Source organism: Paenarthrobacter sp. NCHU4564, from assembly GCF_052156435.1.
GTDB lineage: Bacteria > Actinomycetota > Actinomycetes > Actinomycetales > Micrococcaceae > Arthrobacter.
Map to the genome: position 1 here is coordinate 110,127 of NZ_JBQLIS010000002.1, position 15,219 is coordinate 125,345.

Genomic DNA, 15,219 nt, shown 5'->3' on the forward strand with positions numbered 1-15,219 from the left:
CCCCCACCACCCACTTTGAGAGCACAGGGTGGCAGGAAGTGCTGTGGACCGGCGAGTCGCGGAGCATTCTCCTTCAAAGTGGGTGGCGGCGGCACGCCGGCAGGGCGCAACTCCAATCACTTCGGAGGTGAAGGGGCGGTTTAGTGAGAGAGCGTTGGCCGGAAGGGGGTGTTTAGTGAGAGAGCATCCGTGGGGCGCTTCCGTAGACTATGCGCATGAACACCGCATCCGTCCTTGCCGTCTGCCGGGTCCATCAATTGCTGCCGGACCCGGAGGGAAGCGTGGGCGTAACGGCCATCGACAAACGGCCGGTTGAAGGTCCCGTCAAGGTCCACAAGCTGGGCCTGCACGGTGATGTGCAGGCCAGCCGCAAGGATCACGGGGGAGAGGACCAGGCGCTGTACGCCTACTCCCAGGATGACGCCGACTTCTGGTCTTCCGAACTCCAGCGGGAGCTGCCGCCGGGGATCTTTGGTGAGAACCTTCGGGTTGCCGGCATCGACGCCACCGGGGCCGTGATCGGCGAACGGTGGAAGATCGGCCTGGACCTGGAAGTGGAGGTGACATCGCCGCGGGTTCCCTGTGCCACGTTCCAACGGGTGCTGGGGGAACCGCAGTGGGTCAAGCGGTTTACGGCCGAGGGCCGCGTGGGAACCTACCTGCGCGTCATCAAGACCGGGAGCATCTCTGCCGGCGACCACATCCACCGCCTGTTCGTACCCAAGCACGGCATTACGGTGGGGCAATGGTTCAGCGGAGCCACCCCGGACATGGTGCAGACACTGCTGGACGCGGAAGCGGACGGCGAGATCCGGTTGCAGGACGACTACCACCCGATGTTCGAAAAAGTCATGCGGCGCCACGGGCTGTAGCCCCTGATCGGCCCGGATCACGTGCCTCGCTGCCGGGCAAGGCGCGGGCTCCGCCTGCAGTGTGTGCGCAAGCTCTCACCGCCGTTGGTACACCGTGGGTCGCGGCCTGACGGCACCGTACCTTACACTGGATATATCCCCCACTCCGGAATTCCCTTTATCCTGCCCAATTTTTGAGGCAGGACTGGTAAGTGTTGGGGCCCGCAAACTGTGTGCGGGCATTTTCATAGGGAGCGCCGGCTAAAGAAAACGCTGTACAGACTGCTGGGATAGCAGCCAAGAGATGCAGCGCGAAGTCCTGCCATGGGATTGCGACAGCGCCGGACTTCTGCGAGAGCAAGGCACCCTTGCCGGGCTTTCGCGTGTAATGCGGCCAAGCCCAACCGGGCCGCGCCGACGCCCCATGGAAGAGGAATTTCCCCCTGATGTCAGAAACTCTCAACGAGAACCTCGACGCCACCACTGCCGACGCAGCCGAAGGTGAAGGTGCCGCAGCCCCGGCAACCGCACCGGCCGCCGTCGAGACCTCCGCTCCCGCGACTGCAGGCGACGCGGAAGACGAAGGCGTACGCTTCACCGACCTCGGACTGGATGGCCGAGTCCTGGCCGCCCTGCAGGATGTCGGCTACGAAAAGCCGTCCCCCATCCAGGCAGCCACCATTCCCCTGCTGCTCGAAGGCCGCGACGTCGTTGGCCTGGCCCAGACGGGTACCGGCAAGACCGCCGCTTTCGCTGTTCCGGCGCTTTCCCGCCTGGCCGAACTGCATGACCTGAACGGGCCCTCCCGCAAGACCCAGGCCCTGGTCCTGGCACCGACCCGTGAGCTCGCGCTGCAGGTTGCCGAGGCATTCACGTCCTACGCCAAGCACATGGAGGACTTCACTGTCCTTCCGGTCTACGGTGGCTCGGCCTACGGCCCGCAGCTGGCCGGGCTCCGCCGTGGCGCCCAGGTGGTAGTGGGTACGCCCGGCCGCGTGATCGACCACATCGCCAAGGGTTCCCTGGACCTCTCCGAACTCCAGTACCTGGTGCTGGATGAGGCCGACGAGATGCTCCGCATGGGCTTTGCCGACGACGTTGAGCAGATCTTCCAGGAGACCCCGGAAACCCGCCAGGTGGCACTGTTCTCCGCCACCATGCCGGGCCAGATCCGCCGCATGTCCAAGCAGTACCTGAACGACCCTGCGGAAATCTCGGTGAAGTCCAAGACCTCCACCGGTTCCAACATCCGCCAGCGTTACGTCCAGGTCATGGGCCCCCACAAGCTGGACGCCATGACCCGCATCCTCGAGGTGGAAGAGTTCGACGGCGTAATCGCCTTCGTCCGCACCAAGATGGCTACGGAGGATCTCGCCGAGAAGCTGAAGGCCCGGGGTTTCCAGGCAGCAGCCATCAACGGTGACATCCCGCAGCAACAGCGTGAGCGCACGGTCGACGCCCTGCGCGAGGGACGCATCGACATCCTGGTGGCAACGGATGTTGCCGCACGTGGCCTCGACGTGGAGCGCATCAGCCACGTGGTCAACTACGACATCCCGCACGACACTGAGTCCTACGTGCACCGGATTGGCCGTACCGGCCGTGCGGGCCGCAGCGGCGATGCGATCCTCTTCATGACACCCCGCGAGAAGTACTTGCTGCGTGCCATTGAGAAGGCCACCCGCCAGTCCGTGGAACAGATGCACCTGCCCACCGCTGAGACGGTCAACTCCCTGCGCCTGGGCAAGTTCGCCGAGCGCATTACCGAAACCCTCGAGTCCGAGGACGTCTCGCTGTTCCGCGACCTGATCGCCTCCTACGAGGAAGAGCATAAGGTTCCGGCAGCCGAGATCGCCGCAGCCTTGGCAGTCATGGCCCAGGGCGGCCAGCCGCTGTTGGTGAAGGACCTGCCTGCAGCTCCCGAGTTCCAGAAGCGCGAGCGTTCCAAGGACGGCTTCGGTTCCCGTGGCCCGTCCCGCCCCCTCACCGAGGGCAACGCCACCTACCGCATTGCGGTCGGTCGTCGCCAGCGCGTCATGCCCGGCTCGATTGTCGGCGCCATTGCCAACGAGGGTGGCATTTCGTCCGCCCAGATCGGCGGGATCGACATCCGCTCGGACCACTCCCTGGTGGAGCTTCCCGCGGACCTCAGCCCCGAGCAGTTGCGTGCCCTGTCCCGGACCCGCATTGGCGGCGAGCTGATCCACCTTGAGCTGGACACGGGCCGCAAGCCCGGCCGCGACGGCGATCGCGGCGGCTACCAGGGTGGCCGTGGCGGCAACTTCAAGGGAAACGGCGGCTTCAAGAAGGACTTCCGCCGCAACGATGGCGAGCGTTCCTCGTCTGACCGCGGCGGACGTTCCTACAGCGAGCGGACTTCCGGCAGCTACGGCGACCGCGACCGCGGCCAGGCCAGTGGTTCCCGCTTTGGCGGACACGGCGACGGTGCCCGCAAGCCCCGTGGCGGCGGCGAGCGTGACTTCAACCGCAAGGGCAAGTGGTAAACACTGCGAAATCCCCTGACAGGGGCCGGCTTTCGAGCCGGCCCCTGTTTGTTTAACCATCGTCACACCGCAGTCCCGGGGTTCCCCGCCGCGTAGGCTCCACGTACCATCGGACCCATGGGACAGGACGACGAGGCCACAGAAGACCAGAGCGCGGCGCGCCAGGCAGCTGAGGACGCAGCCGCCGTCGGGGTTTCTTCCACCGATACTGCCGCGGCCGAGTCCGCAGCAGCCCAAGCCACTGAACAGCAGCACGCTGCAAACGCAGCAGCCGCCCAGGAGGCCGCCCGGGTGGGCCTGAACCCGGACGACCCCGAGGTTCGCGGGGCAAGCCGGGAGGCTGCCTCTGAGGCCGCCGCAGCTGCCGGGCAGCGTGGACCGGTGGCGCCGCCGGTGCAGGAGGTAGTCGTGGAGGCCGGGGACACCATGGGCGGCATCGCCAGGCAGTTCGGTGTGGACCTCGCGGCGTTGATCGCGGCCAACACGGATACCGTCCCCAATCCTGACCGGATCTTCCCCGGGCAGGTGCTCCGGCTTCCCTGAAAATCGAGGTTCCGAGATCAACTTTTGAGCGCCTTCGCAAATTGTGTCGGCGCCACTCCGGGCTGTCTTTTCGCCGATTTGGAGCTTCGGAAAACCTCCGGTAGAGTATTTACTCGTTGCCCCCCTAGCTCAGTGGTAGAGCGCGTTCTTGGTAAGAACGAGGTCACCGGATCGATTCCGGTGGGGGGCTCTGGATGAGGGCCTGCGTCAAGGCGGTTTGACCGGCTTGACGCAGGTTTTTCTCATTCGTGGCGGTGTAGCTCAGTTGGTTAGAGCGCACGACTCATAATCGTGAGGTCGGGAGATCGAGCCTCCCCACCGCTACAGAGCAAGACCCCGCAGGATTTGTCTGCGGGGTCTTTTTGTTGCTCCAACATGTTTGGCACATCTGGGACAGAATGGGTCCATGAGCCGAATCGCAATCATTGGCGGCCACGGCAAGGTGGCCCGGCATTTGTCCCGCATTCTTAGTGGGGAAGGTCACGATGTCACATCCATCGTCCGCAACCCCGACCATGTGGCGGAAGTCATGGAAACCGGCGCTGCTGCCGAAGTGCTGGACGTGGAACATTCGACGACGGCGGAAATCGCCCAGGCGCTGAGCGGACATGACGCTGTGGTCTGGTCTGCCGGCGCCGGGGGAGGCAACCCGGCCCGGACCTATGCCGTGGACCGCGACGCGGCCATCCGCTCCATGGATGCTGCCTCGGCGGCGGGTGTGCGGCGGTACGTGATGGTTTCCTACCTGGGTGCGGCGACGAACCATACGGTCCCCGAAGACCACCCCTTCTTCCCCTACGCGGAGTCCAAGGCAGCCGCCGACGACTACCTGCGGAACACCGGCTTGGACTGGACCGTCCTGGGCCCCGGTTCCTTGACCGAGGATGCGGCTACGGGACTGATCGAGGTGGATCCAGCCGATCCCGGCAACGGTACGCAGACCTCCCGGGCCAACGTGGCCTTGGTGGCGGCCGCGGTCCTTGAGCTCCCGCAGACGGTCGGCCGGACCATTCCGTTTACGGACGGGACCGTGGACGTGGTGGACGCCCTGACCGCGGAATGAGCACGCGGTAAAGAACTGCCCCTGCCAGAGCACCGGCGATGGGCGCGATGATGAATACCCAGAGCTGGCTGAGCGCCCATGGGTCGGCGTAAAGGGCCGTGGCGATCGAACGTGCGGGGTTTACCGAGGTGTTGGTGACCGGGATGCTGACCAGGTGGATCAACGTGAGGCTGAACCCAATGGCAAGCGGCCCGAATCCGGGAGTTGCACGCCGGTCGGTGACGCCAAGGATGACCACAAGGAAGACCATGGTCAGGGCACCTTCGATCACCAGCGCCGACAGGAGCCCGAACCCGCCAGGGGAGTGCTCACCAAAGCCGTTGGATGCGAACCCGCCGTTCCGCGCGGCAGCAAAGAACCCGCTGGGACCACCCGCTGCGATCGCGGCCAGCACGCTCGAGGCTGCCGCGCCACCCACGACCTGGGCCACCACGTAGGCTGCAACGTCCTTGGCCGGGAAACGCCCGGCAACGGCCAGTCCGATCGTCACAGCCGGGTTGAAGTGGCCACCTGATATGTGGCCCACAGCGTAGGCACCCGCGACGACCGTCAACCCGAAGGCCAGCGATACGCCGAGGAGTCCCACGCCCAGGGTGTTGGCGGCATTGGGGAAGCTCGCTGCGAACAAGGCAGTGCCCACACCACCGAACACCAGAACAAAGGTGCCGAGGGCTTCGGCGCCGAGTTTGGAAGCCAGGGCCGGGCCGGCATCAGGATCCGCTGCATGCGCGGAGGTTTGGGTATCTCGGGTGACCATGCTGGGCCTTTCAAAGACGGGTAGAGGTTTGCCGGGGATGTGCGAGGTGTCGGAAAGCTACGGCTGGGGACCCTCCTCCGCCGTCTGGGCCTGACCGGATTCACCGTCGATGTTCGCCACGTAGTCCGAGGCCGCATCCTGGACGAGGTCGACCTGCCCGGCGAACTGGCCGCCGGTCTTTTCGTCGATGAGGTCCCCGACCTTTTCGATGGCGTCCTGAACAGCTTCTTCGTTGCCCTGGATGAGGTCCTGTGCTTTGCCCTGCAGATTCTCGAAAAGTCCCATCGATGCCACTTCCTGTGTTGGTTTTTTGTGGAGCTGTTGTCCTGGAGCCGGTTGGCTCTACAAGGTTCGTCTGCCGGCAGCCGCGATCGTGACGCGGATCCACACCCTTTTTGGGCATGGTCAGGAAGAGCCGCTGTGCCCCTCCGATATGTTTGACGGGGAGCTTTTGCGGCAGTGCCGTTGAAAGCGGGCATAGGCAACTGGGGAAGCGGGAACATGGATCAACTGGCGCTCATTATCGGATTGCTGCTTGCGACGGTGGTGGCGGTGGGCCTGGGGGACCGGCTGCGCCTTCCCTATCCCGTCCTGATGCTCCTGCTCGCAGTCGCCCTGACGTTCATTCCAGGCTTTCCGGAATTCGAGATCGAGCCTGAACTGATCCTTCCGATTTTCCTGCCGCCCCTGCTGTTTGCCACGGCACAAAAGAGCTCGTGGGCGGTCTTCCGGGTCCGCTGGCGGACGCTGCTGCTCATGGCAGTTGCCCTCGTAGTGGTATCCACCGCCGTCGTGGCAGGTGCGGCCTGGCTCATGATCCCGGGCATCGGGATACCGGCCGCGATTGCCCTGGGTGCCATGGTGGCACCTCCCGATCCCGTGGCGGTGGAATCGGTGGCCGGCCGGGTCCACATGCCGCGCCGGCTCATCACTGTCCTCCAGAGCGAAGGCCTCTTCAACGACGCTGCAGCAATCGTCATTTTCCAGGCAGCAGTCGCCGCTACCTTGTCCGGCAGCGAGGTGGGCCCTGACGTGGTGGTGCAGTTCGTTATCGGCGCTGCCCTGGCCGTGGTGATCGGCATCGCCATGGGATGGCTGACCAAGGTGATCACCAAGCTGGTGGCTTCCATGGTGGCGCGCAGTGCCGTGACCCTCGTGGTGCCGTTCGCGGCCTACATCCTGGCGGAGGAGCTGCACGCCTCAGGTGTGGTGGCCGTCGTCGTGACCGCCTTGGAACTGCAGCGGCACGCCAGGCCGCAGGACGCCGCCGAGCGGGTCACCCGCACGGCTTTCTGGGACGTGGTTGAACTCCTGGCCACCGGGCTGGCCTTCGGGCTGGTGGGGCTTGAGATCCGCCAAGTGATCCGCGATGAGGGCTCGGCCATTTTCGGGATGATCGGTATGGCCGTGGTGGTCTGCGTCCTGGTGTTCCTGGTCCGGTTCCTGTGGCTCGGGCTGCTGGCCGCGTCAGCGCGACGGCGCCGCAATATCCTTCAGCCCACGTCGCCCAAGGAGGTCCTCATCCTGACCTGGTGCGGTATGCGGGGCCTGGCCATCTTGGCGCTCGCGCTGGCTCTGCCCTTGACCCTGCCGGACGGCAGCGACTTCCCCGCGCGCCACGAAATCCTGGTGATCGCCTGTGCTGTCCTGCTGGCCACCCTGGTGCTTCCGGGATTGACGTTGCCCTGGCTCATGCGGGTCCTCAACGCCACCGAGGACGGCTCGCATGAACAGCAGGCTGCGCGGGAGCTGGCCAAGCGCGCCCAAGCGGCGGCCATGGCCGCCCTGAAGGAACACGAGCTCATGAAGGAACTTCCAGCTGACAAAGTGTCGCTGGTGAAGGAAAAAATGCATCGCCTCCACGCTGAGCTGCTGGACGGCTCCCTGCGGAACGAGTCAGCCGAAGAGAAGAGGAAGCGCGGGCGCGAACTCGCCATCGCCGTCCAGACCATAGCGTTGGACGCTGCCCGACAGGAAGTGGTTGAGGCCCGAAAGGAACCGGGTACGGACCCCGAGGTGGCCGACCGCGTGCTGCGGCAGTTGGACCTCCGGACCATGTCGATGCCCGAGTAGGGCAGGTGCTAGGAAGCTCCCGCCCCTTTTCGCAGGGTAGCGGGGGAGAGGTCCAACGCATGCTCCTCGACGTAATCCAGGGCGTGCCGGATCGCACCGAGGGACACGACGCCATCGCCCAGCGCTGACGTTGCCAGCCTCGGGGGAGTGAAAGTGAAGTCCGGCAACTGCCGGGTGATTTCCGGGATGAGGAGCTCCGCGGAGGCTGCCACGGCTCCGGCGATGACCACCAGTTCGGGGTTGACCAGGGTGCTGATCGAGCCGATGGCACGGGCCATGCGATGGGCCAGCCGGTTGAGGGCCTCCCCGGCAGCGGTGTCACCGTCTGCGGCAGCCTTGAACACCATTTCCGCGGTGAGGGCCGCTGGATCGCCCCCGCACAGGACCCGCAGCTTGGTGTCCGGGTGGGACTCCATGATTTCCCGCCCCCACAATGCGGCGTAGTGCGCAATGCCGTAGGTGTCACCGACGCCGTCCACGTTGTTCAAGTAGCCCAGTTCCCCGAACCCGCCCAGCTGGCCGTGGAGCAGGCGGCCGGACTCGAGGACGCCCGAGCCCAAACGGTCGCCGGCGAGCATGACCACGAGGTTGTCGACTCCCTGCGCAGCGCCCTGCCAGCGTTCGGCCAAGGCTGCGAGGTTGGCGTCGTTTTCCAGGAGTACCCGCCAGCCATGGCGCTCGGACACGATCCGGGAGACGTCGAACGACTTCCAGAATTCCTGGACGGTCAGGACTTCCCCGTTCCTGCCCACAGGGGCAGCGACTCCAACAGACACGGCGAGCACGGACGCGGCCGGGACTCCCGCCCTATCCAGCGCATCCGCGGCGATGCGGTCCAGGACGTCGGCACGCTCTCCCGCCGAAACGTTGTAGGTGCGGAACGGCATGGTGACCCGGGACAGGGGTTTGCCCGCCATGTCGGCAACGATCGTGGTGATCTTGTTGGCGCCGATGTCGATTCCCAGGACGCTGGCGGCACCGTCATCGAAGACGAAGCGGCGTGCCGGCCTGCCCTTCACGTAGTCGCCGGCGCCGCGCTGGTTTTCCAGCTCCTGGAGCCAGCCGAGGTGGACCAGCTCATCGCAGATCGAAATGACGGTGGCCCGGGAGAGCCCGGTGGCAGCCATGAGTTCGGTACCGGTAACGATGCCGGCACCCCGCATGGCCTTCAGCATCGCGCTGGCGTTGACGCGGCGGACCAGCTGCGTGGACGGTGCAGTGCCTGTCAGCATGCAGTGCTCCCAACTTTCTCGGCCGCCTGCGGAATGAGAGGACGGTCTCTCTAAATTTAGTACATAAATTTAGATCCCGTCACATTTGCCGGAACGGCTTGACGGTGTGGTGCTGCTCACATGATACTGGCGATAGGTAATAAATTTATCTCCTATATCAACTCCTGCGTGGGGTCGCATGCTGCCACCCCACGATCGCAACGCGGCGCTGGGGTCCGCAAGACGAAAGGACTACGGTGTCTTTCCAACTGACGCGCATTAAACGCATGGCTGCCATGGGTGCAGGGCTGGCCCTGCTGGCCGGCCTCCTGTCGGGGTGTTCCGGCGAGGGGGATAAGGAAACGATCCGCTTCACCTTCAGCAAGCGGGAAGCCATCGGCTTCATGACCAAGCTCGTGGCCGACTACAACGCTTCCCAGGATGACACCGAAGTGGTGCTCGATACGTCCGGCGTTGACGTCGTTTCCGCCAGCTTCGTCCGCGGAAACCCGCCGGACATCGCGTTGGCCAACTACAACATGGAGACCTCGAGGTTCGTGCAGCGGGGTGCCTTGAGTGATGTCTCCGGCACCAAAGCTGCCACCCGCATCCGTGAGGACCTGCAGCCGCTGATGGACCAGTATGGCTCCTATCCGGGCAGGACCAGTGCCCTCCCGTACTCGATCATGGCGTCGTCGGTGATCTACAACAAGGAAATCTTCGCCGCGAACAACATTGAAGTACCCACCACGTGGAGCGAACTGGTGGCGGTCTGCGAGAAGTTGAAAGCCGCGGGCGTTACGCCTTTCTATGCCACCTTCAAGGACGACTGGACCATTGCCCAGGGTTGGTTCGACTATTCGGTGGGTGGCCAGCTCGACACCCTTGATTTCTTCGGAAAACTCGATGCCGAAGGGACGGAGGTGGGACCCGGATCGTCCGTGTCCTTCCAGAAGGACTTTGACCAGCCCGTGGCCAAAATGATGGAGCTCGCCACCAAATATGTGAACAAGGACGCTGCCAGCCGGGCGTACGGAGACGGAAACCTCGCCTTTTCACAGGGCAAGGCGGCCATGTACCTTCAAGGGCCGTGGGCTTTCAGCGAGATTGCCAAGACCGCTCCGGACCTGGCGCTGGGAACTTTCCCGCTGCCCATGACCGAGAATCCCGAGGACCTCCGCGTCCGCGTGAACGTTGACCTTGCCGCATGGATCCCGGAGGCGTCCAAGCACAAGGATGCCGCGCGCGAATTCCTTGAGTACCTGTACCGGCCCGAAGTAATTGAGGCCTACAACAAGTCGCAGCTGGGCTTTACCCCCACCAAGGATGCTGCCGCCACTCCGGATCCCCGGATCGAAGGGATGGTGCAGTACTACGACGACGCGAAGGTCTACCAGGGCCCATCGGTGCTGGTGCCCAAAACCATTCCAATCATGAACTACACGCAGGCGCTGATCTTTGGCGAAGATCCTGCATCCACCCTCAGCACACTCGACGCAGATTGGGCGCGCCTGGCTTTCCGCCAGTAGCGAAGAACCAGGGAGTCAGCCATGTCCATCATCACCACCCCACCGACACCCGGGAAGAGCCGCCCGGCTCCGCGCAGCAAGCGGAAGGTCGAGCCGATCTTCTACCTTTTCCTGCTGCCCAGCCTGGTCCTGTTCACCCTGGCCATCACGGTTCCGGGAATCGTCGGCATCTTCTTCAGTTTCACTGACTCGATCGGAATCGGTGACTGGGAGTTTGTCGGACTGACCAACTACATCGCCATTTTCAGCGATCCCGCGATCCTCAAGAGCTACCTGTTCACCTTCGGGTTCTCGATCGTCACGGTCATCGCCGTCAACATCGTGGCGTTCCTCCTGGCCGTGGGACTCACCTCACGGATCCGCATGAAGACGGCGCTGAGGACCATCTTCGTCATCCCCATGGTCGTCTCGGGCATCATCATCGCGTATGTGTTCAACTTCCTGTTCTCCAACTCGCTGCCCGCGGCGGGCACGGCGCTGGGGATTCCCTGGCTGGAGAGCAGCCTGCTGGCCAATCCGGACCTTGCGTGGATCGCGATCGTCCTGGTCACTGCATGGCAGGCTGTCCCCGGATCGCTCCTGATCTACATCGCCGGCCTGGTGGCCGTGCCAGGTGACGTCTACGAGGCTGCGGAGATCGACGGCGCAAGCAAGCTCCAGCAACTGCTGAAGATCACGGTTCCCCTGGTTGCAGGGTACGTCGTGATCAACGTCATCCTGGGCTTCAAGGGCTTCCTGAATGCCTACGACATCATCGTCGGCCTGACCAACGGTGGCCCTGGAACCTCAACCCGAAGCATTGCGATGACTGTCATAGCCGGCTTCAACGGCGGCGACTATGCCTACCAGATGGCCAACGCGACGATCTTCTTCGTGGTCGCCATCCTCATCTCTCTCGTACAGCTTTCGCTGACCCGCGGACGGAATGCACTCTGATGAACAAACAAGCCACCCTCGACCTTGACGCCGCCCGCCCTGCATCAGCTGCGCCCGGAACCGGCAGCCGCCCGGCCAGGGCGAAAGCCGAGCGCGTCAACTGGTCCGGAACCACTATCCTCATCCTCTGCGCAGTGACCGTGCTGCTGCCCCTGTACGTCACGATTTCCATGGCGTTCAAGACCCAGGGGCAAGCCGTGGACGGCAACGCCTTCTCCTTTCCCGCGCCGTTCAGCATGGAAGGGTTCGTCCAAGCGTGGACGCTGACCAATTTCCCTGTGGGAGCTGCCATGTCACTGCTGGTTACCGCAGGCACGGTGGTGGCCACGATCATCCTCGCCGCATTCGCCTCCTACGCGATCGTGCGCAATTGGGAACGGAGGTTGTTCCGCTACTCCTTCTTCTACCTGCTCGCGGCCATGTTCATTCCTTTCCCGGTGGTTGCCCTGCCCCAGATCCAGCTCACGGGCCGGTTGGGGCTGGATAATCCGTTCGGTGTCATCCTCCTGGCCACCATGTTCCAGCTCAGCTTCAGCGTCCTGCTGTTCACTGCGTTCCTGCGTTCCATCCCCATGGAACTGGAAGAGAGTGCGAGGATGGACGGCGCCTCCACGTGGCAAACCTTCTGGAAGTTGATCTTCCCGCTCCTGGCGCCGATGAGTGCCACGGTGGGCATCTTTGCCTTCCTGTATGCGTGGAACGACTTCATGATGCCCTCGCTGATTATTTCCGATCCCGCGCTGCAGACCCTTCCCGTGCGCCAGAACCTGTTCCAGACCCAGTTCAGCAACAACTACCACGTGTCCTTCGCGTCCTACCTGATGGCGATGGCGCCGGCAATCGTCGCCTACTTGTTCACCCAGCGGTGGGTCATGGCGGGTGTGACCCAGGGTGCCGTCAAGGGCTGACCGATCTTCTCCCGACCTGCACAACTGCGTTGTTGACCAACGGCGCCAACCGTCACATACTGGTTCGGGATACTAAATTTAGAAGCTAAATCAAAGGAGTTTCGTGAGCACCTCCGCCACAACGGCAAACCTCTCCCAGTCAGACCGCATGGCCGACCCCAATTGGTGGCGCCAAGCGGCTGTCTACCAGATCTATCCGCGCAGCTTCGCCGACTCCAACGGCGACGGCATCGGCGACCTCAAGGGCATTACGTCCAAGGTTCCCTACCTGAAGGAACTGGGCGTTGACGCGGTGTGGTTGAGCCCCTTCTACCCGTCGGCGCTCGCAGATGGCGGCTACGACGTGGATGACTACCGCAACGTGGACCCCAAGCTGGGGACACTGGAGGACTTCGACGAGATGGCCGCCGCTCTCCACAACGCCGGGATCAAGATCGTGGTGGACATCGTCCCCAACCACTCCTCCGACCGCCACGAATGGTTCAAGGAAGCCCTTGCTTCGCCCAAGGGTTCGGCCGCCCGCAACCGCTACATTTTCCGTGACGGACGTGGTGAGAACGGCGAGTTGCCGCCGTCGGACTGGGACTCGGTCTTCGGTGGTCCCATCTGGGACCGCATTACGGAACCGGACGGAACGCCGGGTCAGTGGTACATGCACATCTTTGCCAAGGAACAGCCTGACTTTAACTGGGAGAACCCGGAGATCCGCGAGGACTTCCTCAAGACCCTGCGCTTCTGGTCGGACCGCGGCGTGGACGGCTTCCGGATCGACGTGGCGCACGGCATGGCCAAGGACCTTTCCGAGCCCATGCCCATGAAGGCGGACCTGCTGGCCCGGGCCCACGGCACGGACGGTTTTACTGACGGTACCCACCCTTTCTGGGACCGGGACGAGGTCCACGAGGTCTACGCCGAGTGGCGCAAGCTGTTCAACGAATACAACCCTCCCCGCACTGCCGTAGCTGAAGCCTGGGTGCATGAGTCACGTCGCGCCCGGTACGCCAGCCCCGAAGGACTCGGACAGGCGTTCAACTTCGACCTCCTGCAGTCCGACTTCGATGCAGCGTCCTTCCGGCAGATCATCACGGACAACCTGGTGGCTGCCAAGGAGTCCGGTGCCTCGTCCACCTGGGTTTTCTCCAACCACGACGTCGTCCGGCACGCCACCCGGTACGGGCTGCCCAAGGGCGGTTCCGCAGCGCAAGGCACCAATGCCGCACAAGACGTCACCGGCGCCAAGCCCAAGGGCCAGGACGGCAAGGGCTGGCTGCTGGCCGGCGCTCCGGCGGAGGAACTGGATATCGAGCTCGGCCTTCGCCGCGCACGCGCAGCCTCCCTCCTGCTGCTGGCCCTTCCTGGCTCGGCCTACCTCTACCAGGGCGAAGAGCTCGGCCTGCGTGAGGTGACCGAAATCGCCGATGGAGAACGCCAGGACCCGTCGTTCTTCCGTAACCCCGGCATTGAGATCGGACGCGATGGTTGCCGTGTGCCACTGCCCTGGACTCCCGAAGGGCCGTCCTTCGGCTTCGGTGGAGGCAAGGCCCACCTGCCCCAGCCTGCATGGTTTGCGGACTATGCCGTTTCCACCCAGGACGGTGTAGATGGATCCACGTTGGAGCTCTACCGCACGGCACTGCGCCTCCGCCGGGAACTTCAGGCTGCCGAGGACCTCGAATGGCTTGAAACCGGCAACGCCGATGTCCTGCACTTCAGCCGCCCCGGAGGGTGGGAAACGGTGACCAACTTCGGTACCGGGCCGGTGGAACTCCCGGCCGGTACGGTGGTGGTCAGCAGTGGTCCGCTGGAAGGCGGCAAGCTTCCTTCCGACACCACCGCGTGGATCGTCCGCACCGCCTAGGCGCCGGACGCCTGAAACAGTATGACCAACGCTAACGGGCGGGGACGCCTCATCTACGGCTGCATGGGACTCGGCGGTCCCTGGGAAGGCACCTCCTACGGTGCCGGCGAGATTGACCAGGCAGCCGCCGTCATTGATGCGGCAAGGCAGATCGGGATCGACCTCTTCGATCATGCCGACATCTATCGCAACGGCAAGTCCGAGGCGGTCTTCGGGGAAGTCCTCGCCCGTTCGCAGGGTCTGCGTGGGCAGATCCAGCTGCAGACCAAATGCGGCATCCGGCTGCAGGAACAAGGGCTGAACAACCACTATGACCTGAGCCGTGAGGCCATCCTCGACCGTGTCAACGGAAGCCTGAAAAGGCTGCAAACCGACTACGTGGACATCCTCCTGCTGCACCGCCCCGATCCCTTGATGGACGTACGCGAGGCGGCTGCCGCCGTCGGGCAGTTGCTGGACGAAGGCAAGGTGCGGCAGTTGGGTGTGTCCAACATGTCCGGCGCCCAGATCGCGTACCTCCAGGACCGACTGGAAACGCCTGTGGTCGCCAACCAACTGGAGATGAGCCTGCTCCGCCGGGATTGGCTGGAAAGCACCGTCCTGGTCAATCATCCGGAAGCCGCCACCTGCAGCTTTCCCCACGGCACGATCGAGTACTGCATGGAGAAGGGTGTGGAGTTGCAGGCGTACGGGTCGCTGGCCCAAGGCCGGTACACCGGCGCCCGAAGCAGTGACCTCTCTCCCGCCGAATCGGCGACGGCTGCCATGCTGCAGGAACTGGCGGAACAGAAAGACGCCGCACCGGAGTCCGTGCTCCTGGGGTGGCTGATGAAGCACCCCGCGAAGATTTCCCCGGTGGTTGGCACCACGAACCCGGGCAGGATCGGCGCCTGCGCGGATGCAGCAGCGGCAGCGGAAACCATGACCCGCGCTGAATGGTACGGACTCTGGGTGGCGGCCCGGGGGACCAACCTCCCTTAAACCCA

The 15,219-nt window shown here is 64.1% G+C and carries 13 protein-coding genes and 2 tRNA genes; 12 read left to right on the forward strand and 3 right to left on the reverse strand.

Annotation, left to right across the window (positions count from 1 at the left end; translation table 11 throughout):
- Positions 1-215 precede the first annotated feature (215 nt).
- The 6 genes from ACSVIE_RS02955 to ACSVIE_RS02980 all read left to right on the forward strand — a co-directional run bounded on the left by ACSVIE_RS02955 (position 216) and on the right by ACSVIE_RS02980 (position 4,961).
- On the forward strand, positions 216-872 hold the full coding sequence (locus tag ACSVIE_RS02955) for an MOSC domain-containing protein (RefSeq protein WP_442422969.1): 657 nt from the start codon (positions 216-218) through the stop codon (positions 870-872).
- A gap of 425 nt (positions 873-1,297) precedes the next feature.
- On the forward strand, positions 1,298-3,355 hold the full coding sequence (locus ACSVIE_RS02960; protein ID WP_442422970.1) for a DEAD/DEAH box helicase: 2,058 nt from the start codon (positions 1,298-1,300) through the stop codon (positions 3,353-3,355).
- Positions 3,356-3,472: 117 nt separating this feature from the next.
- Positions 3,473-3,898, forward strand: a complete 426-nt coding sequence (locus tag ACSVIE_RS02965) for a LysM peptidoglycan-binding domain-containing protein (RefSeq protein ID WP_442422971.1) — start codon at positions 3,473-3,475, stop codon at positions 3,896-3,898.
- A gap of 118 nt (positions 3,899-4,016) precedes the next feature.
- Positions 4,017-4,088, forward strand: a tRNA-Thr gene (locus tag ACSVIE_RS02970).
- A 60-nt stretch (positions 4,089-4,148) separates the two neighbouring features.
- Positions 4,149-4,222 (forward strand) — tRNA-Met (locus ACSVIE_RS02975).
- An 82-nt stretch (positions 4,223-4,304) separates the two neighbouring features.
- Complete coding sequence (locus tag ACSVIE_RS02980) at positions 4,305-4,961, forward strand: NAD(P)-binding oxidoreductase (RefSeq protein ID WP_426003712.1); 657 nt, start codon at positions 4,305-4,307, stop codon at positions 4,959-4,961.
- On the opposite strand, the gene aqpZ is transcribed toward ACSVIE_RS02980, so the two are convergent.
- Complete coding sequence (gene aqpZ, locus ACSVIE_RS02985) at positions 4,915-5,718, reverse strand: aquaporin Z (protein ID WP_442422972.1); 804 nt, start codon at positions 5,716-5,718, stop codon at positions 4,915-4,917. The two genes, ACSVIE_RS02980 and aqpZ, sit on opposite strands and share 47 nt — an antisense overlap.
- 57 nt (positions 5,719-5,775) lie before the next feature.
- Positions 5,776-6,003 (reverse strand): antitoxin, encoded by a 228-nt coding sequence (locus ACSVIE_RS02990; protein ID WP_442422973.1) that lies wholly within the window; start codon positions 6,001-6,003, stop codon positions 5,776-5,778.
- A gap of 216 nt (positions 6,004-6,219) precedes the next feature.
- Here ACSVIE_RS02990 and ACSVIE_RS02995 point away from each other — a divergent pair, with 216 nt between their 5' ends.
- The gene (locus ACSVIE_RS02995) at positions 6,220-7,791 is read left to right on the forward strand and encodes a Na+/H+ antiporter (protein ID WP_442422974.1); all 1,572 of its coding nucleotides are present in this window, start codon (positions 6,220-6,222) and stop codon (positions 7,789-7,791) included.
- Positions 7,792-7,799: 8 nt separating this feature from the next.
- Here ACSVIE_RS02995 and ACSVIE_RS03000 read toward each other — a convergent pair whose 3' ends face one another.
- Positions 7,800-9,023: an ROK family protein gene (locus ACSVIE_RS03000; RefSeq protein WP_442422975.1), complete on the reverse strand. Its 1,224-nt coding sequence runs from the start codon at positions 9,021-9,023 to the stop codon at positions 7,800-7,802.
- A gap of 236 nt (positions 9,024-9,259) precedes the next feature.
- On the opposite strand from ACSVIE_RS03000, the gene ACSVIE_RS03005 reads away from it, so the two are divergent.
- From ACSVIE_RS03005 to ACSVIE_RS03025, 5 genes are all read left to right on the forward strand, one after another.
- Positions 9,260-10,531: an ABC transporter substrate-binding protein gene (locus tag ACSVIE_RS03005; protein ID WP_442422976.1), complete on the forward strand. Its 1,272-nt coding sequence runs from the start codon at positions 9,260-9,262 to the stop codon at positions 10,529-10,531.
- A gap of 21 nt (positions 10,532-10,552) precedes the next feature.
- Complete coding sequence (locus ACSVIE_RS03010; protein ID WP_442422977.1) at positions 10,553-11,467, forward strand: carbohydrate ABC transporter permease; 915 nt, start codon at positions 10,553-10,555, stop codon at positions 11,465-11,467.
- Positions 11,467-12,375, forward strand: coding sequence for a carbohydrate ABC transporter permease (locus tag ACSVIE_RS03015; protein WP_426003705.1), 909 nt, complete (start codon positions 11,467-11,469; stop codon positions 12,373-12,375). The genes ACSVIE_RS03010 and ACSVIE_RS03015 overlap by 1 nt, the downstream gene beginning before the upstream one ends.
- 103 nt (positions 12,376-12,478) lie before the next feature.
- Complete coding sequence (locus tag ACSVIE_RS03020) at positions 12,479-14,233, forward strand: glycoside hydrolase family 13 protein (RefSeq protein WP_442422978.1); 1,755 nt, start codon at positions 12,479-12,481, stop codon at positions 14,231-14,233.
- A 21-nt stretch (positions 14,234-14,254) separates the two neighbouring features.
- Positions 14,255-15,214: an aldo/keto reductase gene (locus ACSVIE_RS03025; RefSeq protein WP_442422979.1), complete on the forward strand. Its 960-nt coding sequence runs from the start codon at positions 14,255-14,257 to the stop codon at positions 15,212-15,214.
- Positions 15,215-15,219: the final 5 nt, after the last annotated feature.